This window comes from Nonomuraea sp. NPDC005730 (assembly GCF_040630865.1).
Classification (GTDB): Bacteria; Actinomycetota; Actinomycetes; order Streptosporangiales; family Streptosporangiaceae; genus Nonomuraea.
Genome location: NZ_JBEXYK010000002.1, coordinates 373239 through 393198 on the forward strand (window position 1 = coordinate 373239; position 19960 = coordinate 393198).

At 71.9% G+C, this 19960-nt stretch carries 18 protein-coding genes; 8 read left to right on the top strand and 10 right to left on the bottom strand.

Annotated elements, in window-relative coordinates; all coding sequences use genetic code 11:
* Window positions 1-16: 16 nt before the first annotated feature.
* Window positions 17-1138 carry a ferritin-like domain-containing protein gene (locus ABZ444_RS04470; RefSeq protein WP_357992531.1) on the bottom strand — a complete coding sequence of 374 codons (1122 nt, stop codon included), beginning with the start codon at window positions 1136-1138 and terminating at the stop codon, window positions 17-19.
* A gap of 89 nt (window positions 1139-1227) precedes the next feature.
* Here ABZ444_RS04470 and ABZ444_RS04475 point away from each other — a divergent pair, with 89 nt between their 5' ends.
* Window positions 1228-1860 (top strand): TetR/AcrR family transcriptional regulator C-terminal domain-containing protein, encoded by a 633-nt coding sequence (locus ABZ444_RS04475; RefSeq protein ID WP_357992534.1) that lies wholly within the window; start codon window positions 1228-1230, stop codon window positions 1858-1860.
* 41 nt (window positions 1861-1901) lie between these two features.
* Here the strand turns inward: ABZ444_RS04475 and ABZ444_RS04480 are convergent, their stop codons facing one another.
* Together ABZ444_RS04480 and ABZ444_RS04485 are read right to left on the bottom strand one after the other, a co-directional pair.
* Window positions 1902-2357 (bottom strand): transglycosylase SLT domain-containing protein, encoded by a 456-nt coding sequence (locus tag ABZ444_RS04480; RefSeq protein ID WP_357964708.1) that lies wholly within the window; start codon window positions 2355-2357, stop codon window positions 1902-1904.
* Window positions 2358-2690: 333 nt separating this feature from the next.
* Window positions 2691-3086, bottom strand: a complete 396-nt coding sequence (locus ABZ444_RS04485) for a transglycosylase SLT domain-containing protein (RefSeq protein WP_357992537.1) — start codon at window positions 3084-3086, stop codon at window positions 2691-2693.
* Between the two features lie 187 nt (window positions 3087-3273).
* Between ABZ444_RS04485 and ABZ444_RS04490 the strand changes: the two genes are divergently transcribed.
* Window positions 3274-3759 carry a glutathione peroxidase gene (locus ABZ444_RS04490; RefSeq protein WP_357992540.1) on the top strand — a complete coding sequence of 162 codons (486 nt, stop codon included), beginning with the start codon at window positions 3274-3276 and terminating at the stop codon, window positions 3757-3759.
* On the opposite strand, the gene ABZ444_RS04495 is transcribed toward ABZ444_RS04490, so the two are convergent.
* Entirely contained in the window at window positions 3756-4892 is a 1137-nt protein-coding gene (locus tag ABZ444_RS04495) for an acyltransferase (protein WP_357992543.1), read from the bottom strand. The genes ABZ444_RS04490 and ABZ444_RS04495 overlap by 4 nt on opposite strands.
* On the bottom strand, window positions 4885-5835 hold the full coding sequence (locus tag ABZ444_RS04500) for an alpha/beta hydrolase (protein WP_357992546.1): 951 nt from the start codon (window positions 5833-5835) through the stop codon (window positions 4885-4887). The genes ABZ444_RS04495 and ABZ444_RS04500 overlap by 8 nt, the downstream gene beginning before the upstream one ends.
* A 155-nt stretch (window positions 5836-5990) precedes the next feature.
* Here ABZ444_RS04500 and ABZ444_RS04505 point away from each other — a divergent pair, with 155 nt between their 5' ends.
* Entirely contained in the window at window positions 5991-6788 is a 798-nt protein-coding gene (locus ABZ444_RS04505; protein ID WP_357992549.1) for an alpha/beta hydrolase, read from the top strand.
* A gap of 28 nt (window positions 6789-6816) precedes the next feature.
* Here the strand turns inward: ABZ444_RS04505 and ABZ444_RS04510 are convergent, their stop codons facing one another.
* Window positions 6817-7899: a LacI family DNA-binding transcriptional regulator gene (locus ABZ444_RS04510; protein ID WP_357992552.1), complete on the bottom strand. Its 1083-nt coding sequence runs from the start codon at window positions 7897-7899 to the stop codon at window positions 6817-6819.
* A gap of 174 nt (window positions 7900-8073) precedes the next feature.
* Here ABZ444_RS04510 and ugpC point away from each other — a divergent pair, with 174 nt between their 5' ends.
* Complete coding sequence (gene ugpC / locus ABZ444_RS04515; protein ID WP_357992555.1) at window positions 8074-9285, top strand: sn-glycerol-3-phosphate ABC transporter ATP-binding protein UgpC; 1212 nt, start codon at window positions 8074-8076, stop codon at window positions 9283-9285.
* A gap of 109 nt (window positions 9286-9394) precedes the next feature.
* Here ugpC and ABZ444_RS04520 read toward each other — a convergent pair whose 3' ends face one another.
* Window positions 9395-10147, bottom strand: a complete 753-nt coding sequence (locus tag ABZ444_RS04520; RefSeq protein ID WP_357964698.1) for an SDR family oxidoreductase — start codon at window positions 10145-10147, stop codon at window positions 9395-9397.
* Between the two features lie 154 nt (window positions 10148-10301).
* Here ABZ444_RS04520 and ABZ444_RS04525 point away from each other — a divergent pair, with 154 nt between their 5' ends.
* Window positions 10302-11363, top strand: a complete 1062-nt coding sequence (locus tag ABZ444_RS04525; RefSeq protein WP_357992558.1) for a PQQ-dependent sugar dehydrogenase — start codon at window positions 10302-10304, stop codon at window positions 11361-11363.
* Here ABZ444_RS04525 and ABZ444_RS04530 read toward each other — a convergent pair.
* Window positions 11323-11658 (bottom strand): carboxymuconolactone decarboxylase family protein, encoded by a 336-nt coding sequence (locus ABZ444_RS04530; RefSeq protein WP_352324894.1) that lies wholly within the window; start codon window positions 11656-11658, stop codon window positions 11323-11325. The genes ABZ444_RS04525 and ABZ444_RS04530 overlap by 41 nt on opposite strands.
* 292 nt (window positions 11659-11950) lie before the next feature.
* On the opposite strand from ABZ444_RS04530, the gene ABZ444_RS04535 reads away from it, so the two are divergent.
* Genes ABZ444_RS04535 through ABZ444_RS04545 form a run of 3 tightly spaced genes read left to right on the top strand, consistent with a single transcriptional unit; the run spans window position 11951 to window position 17147 of the window.
* Window positions 11951-12598 (top strand): hypothetical protein, encoded by a 648-nt coding sequence (locus ABZ444_RS04535; protein WP_357992561.1) that lies wholly within the window; start codon window positions 11951-11953, stop codon window positions 12596-12598.
* 10 nt (window positions 12599-12608) lie between these two features.
* Window positions 12609-15659, top strand: coding sequence for an AAA family ATPase (locus ABZ444_RS04540; protein ID WP_357992564.1), 3051 nt, complete (start codon window positions 12609-12611; stop codon window positions 15657-15659).
* Window positions 15660-15686: 27 nt separating this feature from the next.
* Window positions 15687-17147 carry an MFS transporter gene (locus ABZ444_RS04545; protein ID WP_357992567.1) on the top strand — a complete coding sequence of 487 codons (1461 nt, stop codon included), beginning with the start codon at window positions 15687-15689 and terminating at the stop codon, window positions 17145-17147.
* Here the strand turns inward: ABZ444_RS04545 and ABZ444_RS04550 are convergent.
* Both ABZ444_RS04550 and ABZ444_RS04555 read right to left on the bottom strand, forming a co-directional pair.
* Window positions 17140-18336, bottom strand: a complete 1197-nt coding sequence (locus ABZ444_RS04550; protein ID WP_357992570.1) for a TerC family protein — start codon at window positions 18334-18336, stop codon at window positions 17140-17142. The two genes, ABZ444_RS04545 and ABZ444_RS04550, sit on opposite strands and share 8 nt — an antisense overlap.
* 15 nt (window positions 18337-18351) lie before the next feature.
* Window positions 18352-19806 (bottom strand): LLM class flavin-dependent oxidoreductase, encoded by a 1455-nt coding sequence (locus ABZ444_RS04555; protein ID WP_357992573.1) that lies wholly within the window; start codon window positions 19804-19806, stop codon window positions 18352-18354.
* Between the last annotated feature and the right edge of the window lie 154 nt (window positions 19807-19960).

Consider the following 19960-nt stretch of genomic DNA (forward strand, 5'->3'; position numbering starts at 1 on the left):
GCCCGCCGACCGCCGGTCAGCCGGTCCCGGACGAGCCGAGGGCGATCGTGTCGGCGACCTCGGCGTGCCGCTCGGCCTCCTCGGCGGCGAAACGGGCCTCGTCCAGCTTGTCGGCGATGTCCTCGTCCTGCTTCATGAGGGCGTCGAGCGACTGGCCGGCCATCTCCAGCACGCCCATGTCGGCGTACGCCTGCTGCAGCCGCGGGCTCCACAGCCCGATGTCCTTGACGCACGGCACGATCCTGCTGAACAGCAGCGAGCGGAACAGCCGCAGGTACTCCGACTGGTCGGTGGCCCGCATGACCTCGTCGGTCTCGGCCCTGGACAGGCCCAGGTGCTCCCAGGACTCCGCGCCGCGCAGCCGGTCGCGCATCAGGTAGCAGCCCTCGATGACGAAGTCCTCGCGCTCGCGCAGCTCGGACTCCGACAGGTTCTGGTAGTAGTCGCGCAGCGCCATCCGGCCGAAGGCGACGTGCCGGGCCTCGTCCTGCATCACGTACGCGAGGATCTGCTTGGGCAGCGGCTTGGTGGTGATGTCGCGCATGACGCCGAACGCGGCCAGGGCCAGGCCCTCGATGAGCACCTGCATGCCGAGGTAGGGCATGTCCCAGCGGGAGTCGCTGAGCGTGCTCTCCAGCAGCGCCTTGAGGTGCTCGTTGATCGGGTACGCCAGGCCCACCTTCTCCTGGAGGAAGCGGGCGTAGGTCTCGGCGTGGCGGGCCTCGTCCATGGTCTGGGTGGCGGCGTAGAACTTGGAGTCCAGGTCGGGCACCGACTCCACGATCCGGGCCGAGCAGATCATCGCGCCCTGCTCGCCGTGCAGGAACTGGGAGAACTGCCAGGCCGCGCCGTGCAGCCGCACGTCCTGGCGCTGCTGGGGGCCGAGCCGGTGCCACAGCGGGGTGTCGTGGATGGCGATCGTGGTGTCGGGGATCCCGAGCACGTTGTACGGGTCCACCTCCAGGTCCCAGTCGATGCGCTTGGCCGAGTCCCACTGCTTGTCCTTGCCCTTCTGGTACAAGGCCAGCATGCGGTCGCGGCCCTCGTCGTACTCCCAGGTGAACCGGCTGGCGCCGGCCATGCCGACGTCCCAGGTGGAGAGCTCGGCGGGGAGGGTGTAGAGATCGTGCGTCGACATGGGGGACCTCCGCGAGGGGGATTACGTACGGTGTACGTCCACGGCTCGACCCTTGCACGTACGGTGTACGTGCGTCAATAGAATGAGCTATGACCACCGAGCCCCTGTCCAGGCCCCGCATCGTGGCCGCGGCCATCGACCTCATCGAGCGCGAGGGCGCCGACGCGGTCTCCATGCGCCGCATCGCGGCCGAGCTCGGCGTCGGTGTGATGTCCCTCTACAACCACGTGCCGAACAAGGACGCCCTGCTCAACGGCGTGGCCGAGAGCGTGCTGAGCGGCATCGAGTTCACCGACGACCCCGACGCCCACTGGACCGACCGGGTGCGGGCGCAGGCGCGGGCCTTCCGGCAGATCGCCCATCACCATCCGCGCTCGACCATGGTGGTGGTCAGCCGCCAGCTCCACTCCCACGCCGGGCTGCTGCCGGTCGAGCGGGCGCTGGCCACGCTGCGCGGCGCGGGCTTCGACGGGGCCGACGCCGTCCGGATGTTGCGCATGTTCATCGCCTTCATCGTGGGCTCGCTGCTGCGCGAGGTCGGCGTGACGCCCACGTTCGCGCCCGTCCACAGCCGCACGGTCGAGGCCGCCGTGGTCGATCCGGCGCTGTTCCCCGAGGTGAGCGCGCTGGCGCCGCTGCTGGCCGAGTGCGACCACGAGGCGGAGTTCGAGTTCGGGGTCGAGCTGCTCATCCAGGCCATCGCGGTGCACGCGGGCCAGTAGGAGGGCACCCGGGCGGGCCCGGATGCCCTCCGGAGCGGACATCAGTACCAGTTGTGCGATCTCCAGTGCCCCCAGGCGCCGCAGGGCCTGCCGTACCTTCCCTTGATGTAGGCCAGGCCCCAGCGGATCTGCGTCTCGGGGTTGGACCGCCAGTCCTTGCCCGCGCCGCTCATCTTGCCCGCGGGCAGCGCCTGCGGGATCCCGTAGGCGCCCGAGGACCGGTTGAGCGCGTGGTGGTTCCAATTGCTCTCCCTGGTCCACAGATTGTCCAGGCAGCGGAACTCCCGGTAGTTCCACGCACGCTGGACGACCTGTCCCAAGGCGATCTTCTTGTTTCTTCCGGCGGGCCGTACGGCCGCGATCTTTGGCTGCGCTGACGTTGTCCAGGTCCGCATCTTGATCACCGGAGGCCGGGACTCCGCCCAGGCCGGGCCGGTGCTGACGCCGAACGCGCTGATAGTGAGAAGAGTGCCGCTGAGCACGCGTTTGCTGTCCAAGGCGATCCTTGCTATCGGGTCGCGTGCGGACGGGCGCCCCCTCGGGGCGCCCTGCCGGTCCGGCGTCCGTGGCTCGGACGCGGAGGGTCCGCGCGGCCTCCCGGGATCCTGTACCGCCCGATCGTGCTGGACGGCCCGGAAGGCGCCACGACGTGTCCTCAAGCACGATTCCTATTACGGGCCGTGACCGCGGGCCGCGATCTCGACACGCGAAGGACAGGTGTTTGCACGCTCAATTCGGATAAAGGGCGATCTCGCTGGGCCAGGATTGCCCGGCCCGTCGCCCATATGGCATGTCCTTGACTGAAAACGCGGACGTACCTGGGGTTTGGCTCAGTACCAACTGTGGGATTGGAAGTGCGCCCACGCGCGACACGGCGAGCCGTACCGCTGCTTGATGTAGCCCAGACCCCACCGGATCTGGGTGCGCGGGTTCGTGCGCCAGTCGGCTCCCGAGGAGGCCATCTTGTGGCCCGGAAGTGCCTGCGGGATGCCGTAGGCGCCCGACCGGTTGCCGGCCCTGTGGTTCCAGCCGCTCTCTCTGGCCCAGAGCCTGACCAGGCAGCCGTAGCTCGCGGCGCCCCAGCCACGCTGGGTGACCAGGGACTTGGCGATGGCTTTGTTCCTGCCACTGCTCTGGGAGCTCTGCGCCTGTGCGGCCGTGGTGCCGGTCACCGTCGCGAGCGTGGCGGCGAGGACCAGGACACCGGTACGGCGGAGCATGGGCATGCGGATTCCCTTTCGAAGGGGACGGGGACCGCGTCACCCTGCCTGACAAACTCCCTTCTTTCCTAATTGACCATGAAAAATCAGGCGCAATTCCAAGATCGCGACTTATTGATATTCAGGGGTTTCGCGGGAAAAATGAGGAATAGGTCACAATCTGCGGCGGGCGTCGTTCTGTAAGCTTCAGATCATGAGCCTTCGCGACATCCCGCTCCGCACCCTCGCCGACGACCCCACCACGCTCGGCGACCTCGCCGGCGACAAGGCCGTGCTCCTGGTCAACGTGGCCTCCCGCTGCGGCCTGACCCCGCAGTACGCCGGCCTGGTCCAGCTCCAGCAGGACTTCGGCCCGCGCGGCTTCAGCGTGGTCGGCATGCCCTGCAACCAGTTCGCCGGCCAGGAGCCCGGCACGGCGGAGGAGATCCAGGAGTTCTGCTCGGCGACCTACGGCGTCGACTTCCCGCTGCTGGCCAAGGCCGACGTCAACGGCCCCGGCCGCCACCCGCTCTACGCGGCGCTCACCGAGGCCGCCGACGAGGAGGGCGCGGCGGGCGACGTCCAGTGGAACTTCGAGAAGTTCCTGCTCGACCGCGAGGGCAACGTCGTGGCCCGCTTCCGGCCCCGCACCGCTCCCGACGACCCGGCCGTCGTCGCGGCCATCGAGAAGCTGCTCTAGCGGGGCCGCCGGCGTTCGTAGGTGTGGAAGGCGGCACAGCACACCAGCAGCGCCACCGCGAACACCGGCAGCCAGGCCAGCCGGGCCGCCACCCACCCGAGCTGTTCGGGCGGGGTGTGCAGGCCGGGCAGCGCCCGGCTCGCCGGCAGGCCGAGCTCGGTCACCGCGATCAGCGCGGTCTGGTGCCACAGGAAGATCGTCATCGCGGCCAGGTTCGCCACGGCCACGGGCGCCCAGGCGGCGGGGCGGCGCAGCAGCCGGCGCAGCGGGCCGAGCAGCAGCAGCGCCGCGCCGCACTGGGCGAGCCCGAAGGCGACGGCCGCGAGCGAGGGCGGGTCCAGGTTGGAGACCGGGGCGCCCGGCACCCCGACCATGGTCGCCGGGTAGCCGCCCCACACCACCAGCGCCAGGGCCGCGGCCGCGCCGCCGGCCAGCAGCGTCCAGCCGGTGGCCCGGCTCCGCAGCTCCCCGCGGGCCCAGGCCGCGCCCAGGCAGTACGGCACCAGCCAGCCGGCCGCCATGTTCACCCACCACAACCACTCCGGGCCGCCGGGCCCGAACCGCACCGCGTCGGCGGCCGCCACCGCCGCGAGCGGCCAGGCCGGGTGCAGCCGGGCGGCCAGCGGCGTGGCCGCCGTCAGCGCGGCGAACACCAGCAGGAACCACATCGGCGCCGCCGCCAGCTTGACCAGCAGCCGCACGTCCTCCAGCGGCACCCCGGAGGCGAGCATCGCGACCGCCGCCACGGCCCACACCGCCAGGACGACCGCAACCGGCCGGAACAGCCGCCCCAACCGGCCGCGCAGCCACGGGACGTAGCCGATGCCGGCCGCCCGCGCCGACCGGTGACCCTTCGCCCCGACCAGGCCGCCCACCAGGAAGAAGATCGCCAGCATCTGGAACGCCCACGACATCGGGGCGAGCTGCGGCAGGTACTTGAGCGGGCTGGTGACGCGCAGGCTGCCGCTGTCGCTGACCACGGCGGTCACCAGCCAGTGCCCGGCCACCACCCCGAGGATGGCCAGGGCCCGCAGGGCGTCCAGGGCCCGGTCGCGCTCCGGCGGGGTCCCGGCCTCGATGCGCGCGGCGAGCCCGCGCGGGCCGGAGCGGGTGCGGAGGGAGGAGTCAGACATCGCGGGCGGCCTCTCCCGAGACGATGCGGGCGACGGCCGTCAGCGCGGGGGAGCCGGGCCGCAGGTAGTCGCTGTGGCCGCCGTCGCCCGCCGCGAAGACGCGGGCGCCGAACCCGGGCGAGACCGGGTCGGCCCCCAGACCGACCGTGACGAACGGCAGCTCGACCAGCACGTGGGGCACGCCGGAGATCCAGTCGCCGGTGCCGCGGCCGGCCCACACGACCGCGCGGGTGCGCATCGCGGCGACGTCGGGGACGCCCGCGCCTGGGCTGCCCATCAGGACGATGTCGGCCACGTCCAGGCCGGGCGCGGCCCGTCCGCACACCACCGAGCCGTAGGAGTGGCACACGAGCGACAGCCGGGCGCCGGGCTTGACCGCACGCAGCTCCCGTACGAACGCGCGCAGCCCGGGTACGGCCTCGTCGGCCCGCGCGGGCGTCAGCACGTCCAGGCTGAGCGTGCCGGGCGTGCGGTATCCGGCCCAGGCGATGACCGCCGAGCCGTCCCCGAGCGCCGCGCGCAGCCGCGTCGCGCCGGCGTGCAGGCGGCCGTACCGGTCGAGGTTCGTGTCGGAGCCGGGCACCAGGACGGCGATCCGCCGGGCCGTCGCCAGGTCGCCGAAGACCTCCACGGTCCGGCCGCCGTCGCGCCCGTCGAAGGACAGGAACGTGCGCGACGGGTCCGCCATGGCCCGCAGCGCCGCCGCCCGCAGGCGGTGCCCCCACGCGGCGGCGGCGCGCTCGGCGGCCAGGACGGCGGCGCGCCCGGCGGCGTACCGCTCGGTCAGCGCGGCGGCCAGCACGACGGGGGTAGCGGCGCGCAGCGGCGCCACGGCGGCGGGAACGGGCGCGGGCACCCCCGCGGACCCGCCGGCGCCGGACGCGGGCACCGCCACCGAAGCGGTGACGAGCACGGCGAGCAGGCGGTTCCTGAGCGATGCCATGGCGGATGGTCCCTTCCGTGCTGGTTCTTCCTTCCGGCACCGAAGGTAGGGATCACGCCTTGTAGTCGGCTTCCCGCTGGGGGATGCACCTTCCGCGTAGCTCTGAGGTATTACGGGGCTGAGGAGGCGTACAGTGGCCGCACTGAGGAGGCGCCATGCTCACGGTGACATCCGCCGACGGGACCGACGTCCGGGTGGTCGAGGAGGGACGGGGCCCGGCCGTCCTCGTCCTGCACGCGGGGCTCGACGACGGCACCCAGTGGGGCAAGGTCGCGGGGCTGCTCGCGCCCCGGTTCCGCGTGGTGCGCGTCCGGCGCCGCCAGTACCGGCCGGACCTGGCCGGGCCCGCCACCATGGCGCAGGAGGCGGCCGACGCGGTGGCCGTGGCGGCGGCGCTCGGCGGGCCCGTCCTGCTCGTGGGCCATTCCTCCGGTGCGGTGGCCGCGCTGGAGTCCCTGCTCCTGGCGCCGGACGCCTTCGCCGGCGCGGTCCTGTACGAGCCGCCCGTCGCCCTCGGACCCTCGCTCGGCGGCGCGGCGAGCCAGGCGGCCGTGGCCGCGGTGGCGGCGGGCCGGCCGGGCCGGGCGATGCGGATCTTCTTCAGGGACGTGGTGGGCCTGTCGCCGGCGCTCTCCTGGCTGACCTCCGTGGCGGTGGCCGGCCATCGGCCGACGCGGCGGCGCGCGCCGCGCCAGATCGACGACCTGCTGGCGATCGACGCCCTGGGCGACCGGCGGGCGGCGTACGCGGCGATCCGCACGCCGGTGGTGCTGCTCGGCGGCGACCGCAGCCCCGCCCATCTCGGCGCGCGGCTCGACGCCCTGCGTGAGGTGATCCCCGGCGCCCGGCGTGTCACGCTCCACGGGCAGGGGCACGGCGCGCACCTGCGGGCGCCCCAGGAGGTGGCCCGGGTGATCGAGGCTCATGCGCGGGACGTGCTCGGCGAGAGCTGAGGACGTGCCCCCCCCCGTGACCCCGGCGTCACCTGCGGGGACCGCAGCTCCCTCGGATGATCAGCTCGGTGGGCAGCACCACCGTGCGCGCCCGCCGGGTGCCCTCGCGCAGCACCAGCTCGCACGCGCGGTACCCCATGTCCCGGCCCGGCTGGGCGATCACGGTCAGCGGCGGGGCGCACAGCTCGGCCCAGGGCACGTCGTCGTACATCACCAGCGACACGTCCTTCGGCACCCGCAGGTCGAGCTCGCGGGCGGCCAGCACGGCCGCCTCGCCCAGGACGTTCCCGCCCGCGACGACGGCCGACAGGTCGGGACGGCTCTGGAACAGGCCGGAGGCGGCGGCGTACGCCGAGTCGCGGCTGCCGGTGCCGAACACCACCAGCTCCTCGTCCACCGGCGCGCCCACGGCCTCGCGGAAGGCGGCGGCCCGCCGGTCGTGGCCGGGTCCGCCGAGGAAGGCGATGCGCCGGTGGCCGAGGCCCCGCAGGTAGCGCACGGCCGTACGGATGCCGGCACGGTCGTCGGCCAGGACGGCGGGCACGTCCAGAGGACGCGCGGCGCCCTCGGGCCCGCGCCCGCGGGGGGGCACGCCGTCGAGGAGCATGAGATCGTCGAGGGCGCTCTCGGCGGGGTCGCGGTCGCCGTCGCGCCCGGCCTCGGGCGGCAGGCGGTCGGCGAAGACCACCGTCATGCCCGCCCTGAGCGCGGGGGCCCACGTCTCGGCGTCGCCGGAGGGCACCGCGATGACCCGGTCGACGCTCTGTTCGAGCAGCATGCCGATCAGCTCGGCCTCCTGCTCGGGGTCGCCGCCCGTCGAGCCCAGCACGACCGGCTCGCCCGCCGACCGGGCGCAGGCGAGCACGCCTTCGCAGAGCTGCCCGTAGAAGGTGTCGGTGAGGTCGGGCACCAGCAGGCCCAGGCCGCCGGTGCGGCGCTGGCGCAGGTTGCGGCCGAGCGCGCTGGGCCGGTAGTCGAGCTGGGCGGCGACGGCCAGGACCCGTTCCCTGGTGCTGGGGCTGGCCGAGCCGCCCGACAACACCCGGGACACGGTCGCGACGCCGACGCCCGCCGCCTCGGCCACATCCTTGATCGTCGCCCGCTTCTCCATGGAAACGATTCCATCATGGATTCCGGTCCATCGGAAGAGTGTCGTGCGGACAAAGGCTGGTCACGCGGTACCCCTTGACACCGATGTCCGTTTCGGGTGAGATACGTGAAAACGTATCCACGGGAACCGAGAACCAACGTCCGGGCCGATCGCCCTGGAGCGCGAAGGAATGTCATGGCATCCATCGTTCTGACGAACGTCGACAAGATCTACGCCGGTGGCGTGAAGGCCGTGAACGGGCTGAACCTTGAGATCAAGGACGGCGAGTTCATGGTGCTGGTGGGCCCATCGGGTTGCGGTAAGTCGACCGCGCTCCGGATGATCGCCGGCCTCGAGGACATCAGCGGCGGCGAGATCGCCATCGGCGACAAGGTGGTCAACCACCTTCCGCCCAAGGACCGCGACATCGCGATGGTCTTCCAGAACTACGCGCTCTACCCGCACATGACGGTCGAGGAGAACCTCGCCTTCGGCCTCAAGCTCCGCAAGATGCCCAAGCCGGAGATCCAGAAGCGGGTCAACGAGGCCGCCAAGATGCTCGGCCTGGAGACCTACCTCAAGCGCAAGCCGGCCGCTCTGTCCGGTGGTCAGCGCCAGCGTGTCGCCATGGGCCGCGCCATCGTCCGCGAGCCGCAGGCCTTCCTCATGGACGAGCCGCTGTCGAACCTCGACGCCAAGCTCCGCGTCTCCATGCGCGCCTCGCTCAACACCCTGCACGAGCGCCTCGGCGTCACCACCGTGTACGTCACCCACGACCAGGTCGAGGCCATGACCCTCGGCGACCGCGTCTGCGTCCTGCGCGACGGTCTGCTCCAGCAGGTCGACACCCCGCAGAACCTGTTCGACAAGCCGGTCAACCTGTTCGTCGCCGGCTTCATGGGCTCGCCCTCGATGAACTTCGTCACCGCCGAGCTGGTCCGCGACAACGGCGCGGTCGTGCGCTTCGCCGACATCAGCCTGCCGATCCCCGACTCGGCGTTCGCCGACAAGCCGGGCCTTGAGCAGTACATCGGCAAGAAGGTCATCCTCGGCATCCGCCCGTCGGACTTCGAGGACGCCAACTCGGCCGGCAACCACGCCAACGGCTGGGCCACCCTGCCCGTCAAGGCGGAGGTCACCGAGGAGCTCGGCTCCGAGATCAACGTGCTGTTCCTGATCGACGCCCCGCCGGTCGAGCACAAGGACACCGTCGCCGCCGCCGACACGGGCGACGACGAGGAGGCGGCGCTGCCGCTGGTGGGCGACAAGTCCCTGTGGACCGCCCGCGTCAACGCCCGCAGCCACGTGCGCCCCGGCCAGCGCATCGACCTGGTCCTGGACACGCACAACCTGCACTTCTTCGACCCGACGAGCGGCCTGGCCATCGGCCACGAGGCCAACCGCTAGCAGGTCCAGCCGGATCTGCCGGTCCCGGCCGTGAGTTCCTCACGGCCGTCCCGGGCCCCCACCGCGACCCCCTCCCGCGGCGGGGGCCCACCTTGTCGCCGGACGCCCCTCAGCGGCGGCCGAGCCGGGCCGAGACGCGCCCGGCCAGGTTGTGCGGCACCAGCTTGCCGATCGCCACGATGGCCTTGTAGCGCAGGTCGGGCACCGAGACCCGCTTGCCGAGCGCGAGGTCGCGCATGGCGTCCCTGACCACGTTGTCGGCCTTCAGCCACAGGAACCCCGGGATGCCCGAGGTGTCCATGGACGCCCGCTGGTGGAACTCGGTGCGCACGAAACCGGGGCACAGCGCCATGATCTTGATCCGCGGGTTGCGCACGTCGTTGGCCGCGGACTCGCTGAAGTTGACCACCCACGCCTTCGAGGCGCTGTAGGTGCCGCGGGAGAAGAACGCCGCGACCGACGCCACGTTGATCACCGCGCCCCGGTCGCGCTTGCGCATCGCGGGCAGCGCCGCCAGGGTGAGCCGCAGCACGGCCTCGCAGTGGACCTTGAGCATGCGCAGCTCGTCCTCGACCGGCACCTTCAGGAAGTCGCCGGGGTGGCCGAAGCCGGCGTTGTTCACCAGCAGGTCGACGCCGTCGCGGAGTCTCGACTCGACCCTGGCCAGGCCCTCCTCGGTGGCCAGGTCGGCGGGCAGCACCTCGACGTGCACGCCGTACCTGAGCCTGAGCTGGTCGGCGACCTGGACGAGCCGCTGCTCGTCGCGCGCGACCAGGACGAGCGAGCAGGCGTCGGCGGCCAGGCGGCGGGCGAACGCGGCGCCGATGCCGGCGGTGGCGCCCGTGATCAATGCGGTTGGCATGTCCTGAACCTTAACGTCCCCGGTCGGGCGTGCGAGTATGGACGGCGTGCGCCCCCTCGCGGCCGTGCTCCTCCTGGCCCTTACCGCCTGCTCGGCCGCCTCGCCCCCGCCCGGCCCGGCCCCTGTCTCCCCGACTCCTGTGTCCTCGGCCCCTGTGTCTCCCGCTCCGGCGTCCACGCCCGGGAGCGCCGCGCCGGAGCGCGCCTCCGGGCGCGGGCAGGTGCGCTTCCGCGAGCTCGGCCGGTTCGAACGGCCGGTCGCCCTCGCCGTGCGCAAGGGCGACGCCCGGCTCTACGTCGCCGAGCAGGGCGGCCGGCTGCGCGCCACGGACGGCGACGTCCTCGTGGACCTGTCGGGGGAGGTGAGCGGCGGCAACGAGCAGGGCCTGCTCGGCGTGGCCTTCCATCCCTCCGGCCGCTGGCTCTACCTCGACTGGACCGACACCCGCGGCGCCACCCACGTCACCGAATGGGCCTTCGACGGGCATCGCGCCACCGGCCGGCGCGACGTGCTCACCCAGGAGCAGCCGTACGCCAACCACAACGGCGGCCAGCTCGCCTTCGGCCCCGACGGCCACCTCTACGTCGGGCTCGGCGACGGCGGCAGCGCGGGCGACCCGCAGGGCAACGGCCAGGACCTCGGCACGCTGCTGGGCAAGATCCTGCGCATCGACCCGCGCGGCAGGCCGTACAAGGTGCCGCGGGACAACCCGTTCGCCGGGAAGGACGGCGCGCGGCCCGAGATCTGGGCCTACGGCCTGCGCAACCCCTGGCGGTTCGGCTTCGACCGGCAGACCGGCGACCTGTGGATCGGCGACGTCGGCCAGGACGAGGTGGAGGAGGTCGACCGCCAGCCGGCCGCCTCCAAGGGCGGCGAGAACTACGGCTGGAACCTGCGCGAGGGCGAACGGCCCTTCCGCGGCGGCACGGGCCGCGGCCTGACCGAGCCGGTCATCACCTACCCGCTGCACAAGGACGGCAACTGCTCGGTGATCGCCGGGTACGTCTACCGCGGCGCCGCGCTGCCCTGGCTGCGCGGCAGCTTCCTGTACGGGGACTTCTGTGCCGGCTGGGTCAGGGCCGCGCCCGCGGGGGAGCCGTCGAAGGCGGCCGAGATCGGCAGGGTCGAGCAGCTCTCCTCGTTCGGTGAGGGGCTCGACGGCGAGCTCTACGCGCTCAGCCTGCGGGGTCCGCTCTACCGGATCGAGCCTGCCTGACCCGCTCGATCAGCTCCTCGACCTGGTCGTTGAGCCGCGATCCGCGGGTCCAGCCGGCGTAGTGGGTCAGGAACACCACCACTTCGCGCAGCTCGCTCTCGCTCAGGTCGCCCGCCCGCAGCGCGACGTCGAGCTGCACGGCGGTCAGCTCGTCGAGCCCCTGTCCGACGAGCAGCCCGAGCAGGAGCAGCCGGCGCTCCTTGACCGACAGGGCGGTCCTGGACCACAGGTCGGCGAACTGCCGCTCAGCCGTCATGCCGAAGGAGTCGACGGTCTCCATCGCGGGTTCTTTCATGGTGCGCTCCGGGGCTCGGGATGGGCGTCCTCATATCCTTTGCTACTTCCTGTGGTCTACCAATGGGGGTTGCACGAACGTTGTATCCCGGGCGACCGTAGAGTGTGGCGGCCTGGCCCATACCATCATTTGGTGATCTGTAACAAGTAAAGCCAATCAATGGCCAAGATTTGGTCAAGATTTCTCATCGTGCATCCGGCCTCATTCCGCATGAAAGCGGGCACAACAACTGCGTTGGTCCGTAAAGCGGAGGTAAGCCCTGGTGAAAAGGACACGGGCTTGGATCGCGCTCATGGTCGCGGTTTTCGTGCTGTCGGCGTGCGGGCAGCCGGAGTTCACCTACGTACGGGACAGGGAAGGCACCACCTATTTCAAGGTGCCCGCCTCGTTCACGCAGCTCAACGCCTATCCGATCGAACTGTATCTGACGGGTGACCGACCCGGCTCGCTGGCGGCGGCGACACGCGCGCAGCGGGTCTGGTCCACGGCCTTCGACCAGTCGGCCGCGCCGTCGGTCAACCATCTGCTGAGCTCGTCCGACCCGTTCGTGTACGCCACCGTGCACAAGCTCACCGAGCAGCAGCGGGACGCGATCTCGCTCAACCGGCTGCGCGACTTCGTGCTGCCCGTCACGGACCCGATGCGCGAGCTGTACGAGCAGCAGGCCATGAGCACCGGCCGGCCGCCGATGTTCGCCAAGTTCGAGCTCCTCAGCGACGACGTCCTCGCCCTGGAGAACGGCGCCAGAGGCGTACGGGTGCGCTTCAACTACCAGATCGGCGCCGACGTCCAGACGTTCGACCAGACCGCGATCCTCGACGAGAAGGGCGCGACGGTCTCGGTCATGCTCCTCGGCTGCCGGGCGACCTGCTACCGCGACCGCGGCGCCGAGTTCGACAAGATCGCGGGTTCGTTCAAGCTGCTCCGGCTGCCCGGATGAGGGGGCGTCAGTGACCACCACCTTTCAGCACGAAGGGCTGCGCGCACCCGGCAGCGGGCCCTCCGACCCGGACTCCGTGACCAGGAAGAAGATGCAGTTCTGGGACCGGAGCAAGTTCCTCGTCGCGCTGGTCCTGGCCTACCTGATCCTCACCTGGAAGGTGACGGCCGACTGGACGGGCGTCGTGACCTTCCCCGAGGCGGCCTGGAAAGTCGGTTACGAGTACCAGTGGATCTTCTGGCTGCTCGGCGCGGAGGCCGTGCGGCAACTGCATTTCCTCGTCAGCGAGCACTGGTCGGGCTACCACCGGTTCTGGAGCCAGAAGGTCTTCGGCGGGTTCGAGCGGTGGACGCACCGGCGCTTCGACGACTGGACCAGGTACCGCATCTCCAGGGCCCTGAAGATCGCCTTCTTCGTCACGCTGACCGCGCTGGTGGCGGGGGCGGTGCTGGACGTCAGCCCGTTCGTCGCCCTGTTGCAGGCGCCGACGCTGATCTGGCAGGCGCTGCCGTTCCTGCTGCAGATCGTCTTCCTGTTCTTCGTCGTCATCATCCAGTTCGTCGGCCTGTTCTGGTTCCTGTCCAGGGGCGGCGTGGAGACGTACTTCCCCGACGACATCAAGACCCGCTTCGCCGACGTCTGGGGCCAGGACCACGTGGTCGAGCGGGTCCAGGAGAACATCGTCTTCCTGGAGCGGCCCGACGAGATCGAGCGGCGCGGCGGGTACGTGCCCAGCGGCCTGCTGCTGTGGGGCCCGCCCGGCACCGGCAAGACCCTGATGGCCGAGGCCGTGGCGGGCGAGACCGGCAAGCCGTACGTGTTCGTGGATCCGGGAGCCTTCACGAACATGTTCATGGGCGTCGGCATCCTGAAGGTCAAGGGCCTGTTCAGGAAGCTGCGCAAGCTGGCGCTGCGGTACGGCGGCGTGATCGTCTTCTTCGACGAGGCCGACTCGCTCGGCAAGCGCGGCAAGCTGGCCCAGCAGGGGCCGCCCGGGCAGGGCGGCTTCTCGGCGCACTCCGGCTGCCACGGGATGACGTACCTGTCGGAGGAGAGCCGCTCGGCGCTGGCCGGCAAGGGCCGGCGCGAGGCCGCCGACCCGCCGGGCACCTGGCGCGAGCGCTTCTTCGCCGGCGGCGGCATGATGAACAGCGGTGACCCCGGCACCCTCCAGGCGCTGCTCACCGAGCTGTCCGGGCTCAAGAAGCCGCGCGGCTTCTTCAACCGGCTGGTCAGGCGGCTGCTCGGGATGCGGCCCAAGCCGCCGCCCAAATACCGCATCCTCGTCATGATGGCCACCAACCGGCCCGACGCGCTGGACGAGGCGCTGCTGCGGCCGGGCCGTATCGACCGCATCTACAAGGTCGGCTATCCGTCCAAGGCCGGGCGGGTGCGGACGTACCAGGGCTATTTCGACAAGGTCGACCACGAGCTCACCGGGGAGCAGATCGACAAGCTGGCCACGATCACGCCGTACGCGACCGGGGCCACGATCAAGGACCTGGTCAACGAGTCGCTGATCACCGCCATCCGCGACGGGCGGGAGGTCATCACCTGGTCGGACGTGCTGCGCGCCAAGCGGCTCAAGCAGCTCGGCCCGCCCGAGGACGTCGAGTACATCGAGCGCGAGCGGCACGCCGTGGCGGTGCACGAGGCCTGCCACGCCGTGGTGGCGTACGTGACCCGGTTCCATCTGGAGATCGACATCGCCACCATCGAGAAGGGCGCCGACTACCTGGGCATGGTCGCCTCGATCAAGCCCGAGGACCAGTTCACCCGCTGGAAGTCCGAGTACGAGGCCGACATCATGGTCTCCCTGGCCTCGCTGGCCGGCGAGCGCATGTTCTTCGGCGAGGACAACTCCTCCGGCGTCTCCGGCGACCTGCACGCGGCCACGTTCCTCACCGCGCTCATGGAGTCGTACTGGGGGATGGGCTCCGGCGTCACCTCGCTGCCCGCGCTCCAGGAGCTGGAGATCCACGGCGGCAAGGCCGTGCGCGGCCGGGGCGGCGGGGGAGGCGGCATCGGCATCACCGAGCGCGAGCCGGTGCGCGCCGCGCCCGACCTGACCCCCGACGTGCTGGGCGAGCGCATCGAGTTCAACCTGGTGCGGCTGCTGGAGAAGACCGAGCGGCTGCTGGAGGAGCACCGCAGGCAGGTGCTGTGCCTGGCGCACGCCCTGGAGACGCACAAGACGCTCAACGGCGACGACGTGGTGGCCGTCGTCCGCGGCGAGCGCGGACCGCTCGTGGACGGCACGATCTACGCCTCCGACGAGCTCTACGAGCAGCTGGAGGACTACCACCGCGACGCGGCCAGGGCGCACAAGGAGCACAGCCGCATCGAGCGCGAGCTGCCCGGCCCGGTGGAGGCGGAGGCCGCGCCGCGGGCGGTCGCCTTCGCCGCCCCGGCCGCGGGCACCGGCACGGCCGTGGCGCAGGTGATCACGGCCGAGGTCACCCGGATCGACCAGGGCGTCGGGCCGGGCGTCGGGCCGGGCGTTGAGCAGGGCGGTGACCGGCCCGAGTTCGTGCCGTGGGCGCCCGGCCCGCGGGCCGCCCCGGTCCCGGCAGCGGTCCCGGCAGCGGTCTCGTCAGCGGTTCCGGCGGTCCCGGCCGGGATTCCGGCGGCCGTCCCGCACGCGGGCTTCGGGCCGGTTCCCGGGGCGGTCGCCGAGCCCCGGCGGCGCCGGCGCGCCGGACGGGCCTGGCTGGTCGTGGCCAGCCTGCTCGGGCTGATCGCGCTGGCCCTGATCGCGGCGCTGGCGGTGACCGGCGCGGTGCCCGGCGCGGGCGCCGACGTCGCGGCGGCTCCCGCGCTCGCCTCGCCGGCCCTGCTGCTCCTGCTGTTCGTCGTGGTCGTCGGGGTGGTCGTGGGCGCCGGGCTCGCGTTCGTGGCGGTCAGGGGCGTACGGACGGCGCAGGCCAAGGCGGAACGCGAGCGTGACGAGGCCCACCGGCGGGCCCAGCTGCTGGCCGCGGCCATGGACCCGGACACGGCCATGCGGCTGCTCGGCTACGACGGCACCGGCAACGGCAACGGGACCCGGGCCGATGGGTGATCTTTTGCTCACTTAGAGTAAGGACGCATGAGCAAGGACGGCGTCGTACGCAGCCTGGTCCCCGCCCGCATGGACCGCCTGCCGTGGGCGCCGTTCCACACCCGGCTGGTGATCGCGCTCGGCGTGGCCTGGGTGCTCGACGGGCTGGAGATCACCATCGCCAGCAACGTCGGGGCGTTCCTGCAGCGCCCCGACACGCTCGGCTTCACCTCCGCGGAGGTGGGCCTGTCGGCCACCGTCTACCTGATCGGCCAGGTGGCCGGCGCGCTCTACTTCGGCTGGCTGTCCGACCGGCTCGGCCGCAGGAAGCTGTTCATCCTCACGCTCGGCATCTACCTGGTCGCCAGCGGCCTGACCGCCCTGTCGTGGGACCTGTGGAGCTTCCTGGTGCTGCGTTTCGTGGCCGGGGCGGGCATCGGCGGCGAGTACGCGGCCGTCAACTCCGCCATCGACGAGATGATCCCCTCCCACTACCGGGGCCACGTCGACCTGGCCATCAACGGCACCTACTGGCTGGGCTCGCTGCTGGCCACCTCGGCCACGTTCCTGCTGCTGCACCCGGGCGGGCCGCTGGACCCCGACTGGGCCTGGCGGCTCGGGTTCGCGGTCGGGCCGGTGATCGGCCTGGCCATCTGGGGGCTGCGCCGGCACCTGCCGGAGAGCCCGCGCTGGCTGATGACGCACGGCCGCGAGGAGGAGGCCGAGCAGGTCGTCGCCCGCATCGAGCAGGAGGTCGAGCGGGAGGACCGGGTCAGGCTGGAGCCGGTGCCGCAGGAGCAGGCGCTGGAGATCGTCCCCGAGCACCACGCGCCGCTGTCGCAGGTCGCCAGGACGTTGTTCCGCACGTACCCGGAGCGCTCGGTGCTGGGGGCGACGCTGATGATCTGCCAGTCGTTCCTCTACAACGCCGTGTTCTTCACCTACTCGCTGGTGCTGACGCACTTCTACGGCGTCCCGGCGGGCTCGGTGCCGCAGTACATGTTCGCCTTCGCGGCCGGGAACCTGCTCGGGCCGCTGCTGCTGGGCAGGCTGTTCGACACGGTCGGGCGCAGACAGATGATCTCGGCCACGTACATCACCTCCGGGCTGCTGCTGGCGGTCACCGGATGGCTGTTCAAGGAAGGGCTGCTGACGGCGGTCACGCAGACCGTGCTCTGGTCGGTGATCTTCTTCATCGCCTCGGCGGCGGCCAGTTCGGCGTACCTGACCGTGAGCGAGATCTTCCCGATCGAGCTGCGGGCCCAGGCCATCGCGATCTTCTTCGCGCTCGGGCAGGTCGCGGGGGCGTTCGGGCCGACGGTCTTCGCCTCGCTCATCGGCGACCAGCGCAACCCCGACCCGACCAGGCTGTTCTGGGGCTACTGCTTCGGCGCGGGGATGATGGTGGCGGCCGGGCTGGTGGAGATCGTCTTCGGGGTGAAGGCCGAGCGCACGCCGCTGGAGCACATCGCGGCCCCGCTGACCTCCCGCCAGGCCACCCCTACCTAGCCGGGTCCTGCCCGGCCTGGTGCCCGGTCAGGTGCTCGGCGTGCGCCCGCGCCACCAGGGCCGCCAGCCGCTCGTCCCGGGCGACGCCGGCCCGCTGCCGCTCCGGCAGCTCGCCCAGCCGCGCCTCGGCCGCGAGCAGGTCGCGGTAGACCTCCTCGCGCCGCTCCGGGTCCTTCTCCACCTCCAGGTAGTCCTGGGCGTGCCGGCGGACGGCCGAGACCACGTTCTGCGCCCGGCCGCGGGGGCTGGCCAGCGAGGCGGCCACGGTGACCAGCAGCACGCCGACGATCACCGACAGGGACAGCCCGGTGCTGATCTCGGTGACGTTCACCGGCTCGCCGCCGTTGACGAACGGCACGTTGTTCTCGTGCAGCGCGTGCAGCCCGAGCTTGACGCCGATGAAGGCCAGGATGACCGCCAGCCCGTAGGCGAGGTAGATGAGCCGGTCGAGCAGGCCGTCGATGAGGAAGTAGAGCTGCCGCAGCCCCAGCAGGGAGAAGGCGGTGGCGGTGAAGACGAGGTAGACGTTCTGGGTGAGGCCGAAGATGGCCGGGATGGAGTCGAGCGCGAACAGCACGTCGGTGCCGGCCAGGGCGACCATGACCAGCAACATCGGCGTCATCACCCGCCGGCCGTCCCGCACCGTGAACAGCCGGTCGCCGTCGTAGGTGTCGGTGGCGCGGAACAGCCTGCGGGCCAGGCGGACCATGATGTTGTCGGTGTGGCCCTCGCTGGCCTCGGGCCGCAGCAGGTTGCCCGCCGTGAGCAGCAGGATCAGGCTGAAGACGTAGAACACCCAGGCGAACGTCTCGATCATCGCGGCGCCGAGGAGGATGAACCCGGTCCGGGCGACCAGCGAGAAGGCGATGCCGAACAGCAGGGCCTTCTGCTGGTCGGCGCGCGGCACCCGGAAGCTCGCCATGATGACGAGGAAGACGAACAGGTTGTCGACCGACAGCGCCTTCTCGGTCACGTAACCGGCGAAGTACTCAGCGCCCGGCTCGGCGCCGCCGAACGCCCACACGCCCACGCCGAACAGCAGGGCGATCCCGACGTACAGGGCCGACCAGACGGCCGCCTCGCGCAGCGTGGGGACGTGCGCCTGCCGCACGTGGAAGAAGAAGTCGAACAGCAGCAGGCCGGCGATCCCCAGGATCGTCAGCCACCACACGGGCGCGGACACGTCCACGAACGCTCCTCGGGGCTAGAGGCGGATCTCCAAGCGGCCGACCGGCTCGGCCAGTTCCTCCTCCTCGTAGGCGAAGTGCGAGGCGAGGGCCTGCGAGAGCCGTTCGACGCCGGCCCGGACCCGGTCGATCCTGGCCGGGTCGGCGACCATCTCCGCGCACGCCCGGTCCAGGCGGGCCAGCAGCTCGGCGATGACCTCGTGCTCCTGCTCCAGCTTCTTGACCACCGGCTCCAGGGCGGGGTCGCGTTCGGTGAGGGCGGGGAAGGTGCTGCCGTGCTCGACGTCGTGGTGCACGGTCAGCAGGCGGCGGAAGGTCGCGCAGAACACGCCGAGCGTCCAGTGGTTCTGGCGCACCGCGAGCCGGTCGCCGTCCGGGTGCGGGGCCGCGGTCTCGGCGGCCACCTGTTCGACCGCGTCCCTGACCTGGCGGAGCTGGGCGCGGTAGCCGTCGTGCACGTCCACCAGGCGGCGGCCCAGCCGGGCCTGGTCGGGATCCAGGGCGGCGGGGTCGCCGCCCGTCGTCCTCGGACGGCCGGCCTCGTCCAGGTCGGGGATCGTCACCGGCCGGCGGACCGGCTCGGGCGCGGGCCGGCCGCGCTCCCTGGCCACGGCCGCCCGGACGGCGGGCGCGACCTCCTCGGCGAACACCCGCAGGTCCCGCTCGGCCTCCACCCCCGGGGCCAGCACGAAACCGCTCATGCCCGCCTCGAACACCAGCTCCGTGAGCTGCTCGGCCCACAGGGCGGCGGGACCGTCGAGGAAGCCCGCGCCGGGCAGCGGCGACAGGCTGCCGCCGAGGTTGTAGACCTTGCGGATCGCCGCCGGGTCGCGCCCGGCGTCCGCGGCGGCCGCGTCGAGGATCCTGGCCTGCGCGGTCACGGCCTCGGGCGGGCTGTGGAAGGAGGAGGTCAGCCAGCCGTCGCCCATCCGGCCGGTCAGCTCCAGCATCCGCCGCTTGGTCGCGCCGACCCAGATCCCGATCGGATGCGCCGGGAACGGGCCGGGGCGCGCGCCCGCCAGCCGGTGGTGGGCGCCGGAGAAGGTCACCGGGTCGCCCGGCGTCCACAGCGCCCGGATGACGGTGATCGCCTCGGCCAGCGCGTCGATCGACTCGCCGGGGGAGAGCCGGGGGCCGCCCATGGCGGCGATGGCGTCCCACAGCGCGCCCGCGCCGAGCCCCAGCTCCACCCGGCCGCCGCTGAGGATGTCCAGCGAGGCGGCGGCCCTGGCCAGCACGGCGGGCGGGCGCAGCGGCACGTTGGCCACGTCGGGCACCAGCCGGACGCGCTCGGTGCGCTGCGCGATCGTGGCCAGCAGGGTCCAGGAGTCGAGGAAACCCGCCTGGTAGGGGTGGTCCTGGACGCCGACCAGGTCCAGGCCGAGCCGGTCGGCGAGCTCTGCGTGCCGCAGGACCCGGTCGCCGTCCGCCGCCTCGGGCGCGAGCAGCGCGCCGAACCAGACATCCTCCATGATCATCATCCCCCGGCCTCGATCGTCGTACGGCCGCCGTCCCCCCGGACGGCCGACCTGCCCCAGCTAACCGTCTTAATTGGATTTACCCCCTAATAGCGGGACGGGTGGCGGCACGATTAACACGGCGTTCACATTCGGGCAAAAACCGGGA

Coding starts and splice junctions, on each gene's coding strand:
- ABZ444_RS04545 (WP_357992567.1), top strand. CDS start 15,687: ATGAGCAAGGACGGCGTCGTACGCAGCCTGGTCCCCGCCCGCATGGAC.
- ABZ444_RS04530 (WP_352324894.1), bottom strand. CDS start 11,658: ATGAAAGAACCCGCGATGGAGACCGTCGACTCCTTCGGCATGACGGCT.
- ABZ444_RS04495 (WP_357992543.1), bottom strand. CDS start 4,892: ATGTCTGACTCCTCCCTCCGCACCCGCTCCGGCCCGCGCGGGCTCGCC.
- ABZ444_RS04520 (WP_357964698.1), bottom strand. CDS start 10,147: ATGCCAACCGCATTGATCACGGGCGCCACCGCCGGCATCGGCGCCGCG.
- ABZ444_RS04490 (WP_357992540.1), top strand. CDS start 3,274: ATGAGCCTTCGCGACATCCCGCTCCGCACCCTCGCCGACGACCCCACC.
- ABZ444_RS04485 (WP_357992537.1), bottom strand. CDS start 3,086: ATGCCCATGCTCCGCCGTACCGGTGTCCTGGTCCTCGCCGCCACGCTC.
- ABZ444_RS04505 (WP_357992549.1), top strand. CDS start 5,991: ATGCTCACGGTGACATCCGCCGACGGGACCGACGTCCGGGTGGTCGAG.
- ABZ444_RS04555 (WP_357992573.1), bottom strand. CDS start 19,806: ATGGAGGATGTCTGGTTCGGCGCGCTGCTCGCGCCCGAGGCGGCGGAC.
- ABZ444_RS04475 (WP_357992534.1), top strand. CDS start 1,228: ATGACCACCGAGCCCCTGTCCAGGCCCCGCATCGTGGCCGCGGCCATC.
- ABZ444_RS04500 (WP_357992546.1), bottom strand. CDS start 5,835: ATGGCATCGCTCAGGAACCGCCTGCTCGCCGTGCTCGTCACCGCTTCG.
- ugpC (WP_357992555.1), top strand. CDS start 8,074: ATGGCATCCATCGTTCTGACGAACGTCGACAAGATCTACGCCGGTGGC.
- ABZ444_RS04470 (WP_357992531.1), bottom strand. CDS start 1,138: ATGTCGACGCACGATCTCTACACCCTCCCCGCCGAGCTCTCCACCTGG.
- ABZ444_RS04535 (WP_357992561.1), top strand. CDS start 11,951: ATGGTCGCGGTTTTCGTGCTGTCGGCGTGCGGGCAGCCGGAGTTCACC.
- ABZ444_RS04510 (WP_357992552.1), bottom strand. CDS start 7,899: ATGGAGAAGCGGGCGACGATCAAGGATGTGGCCGAGGCGGCGGGCGTC.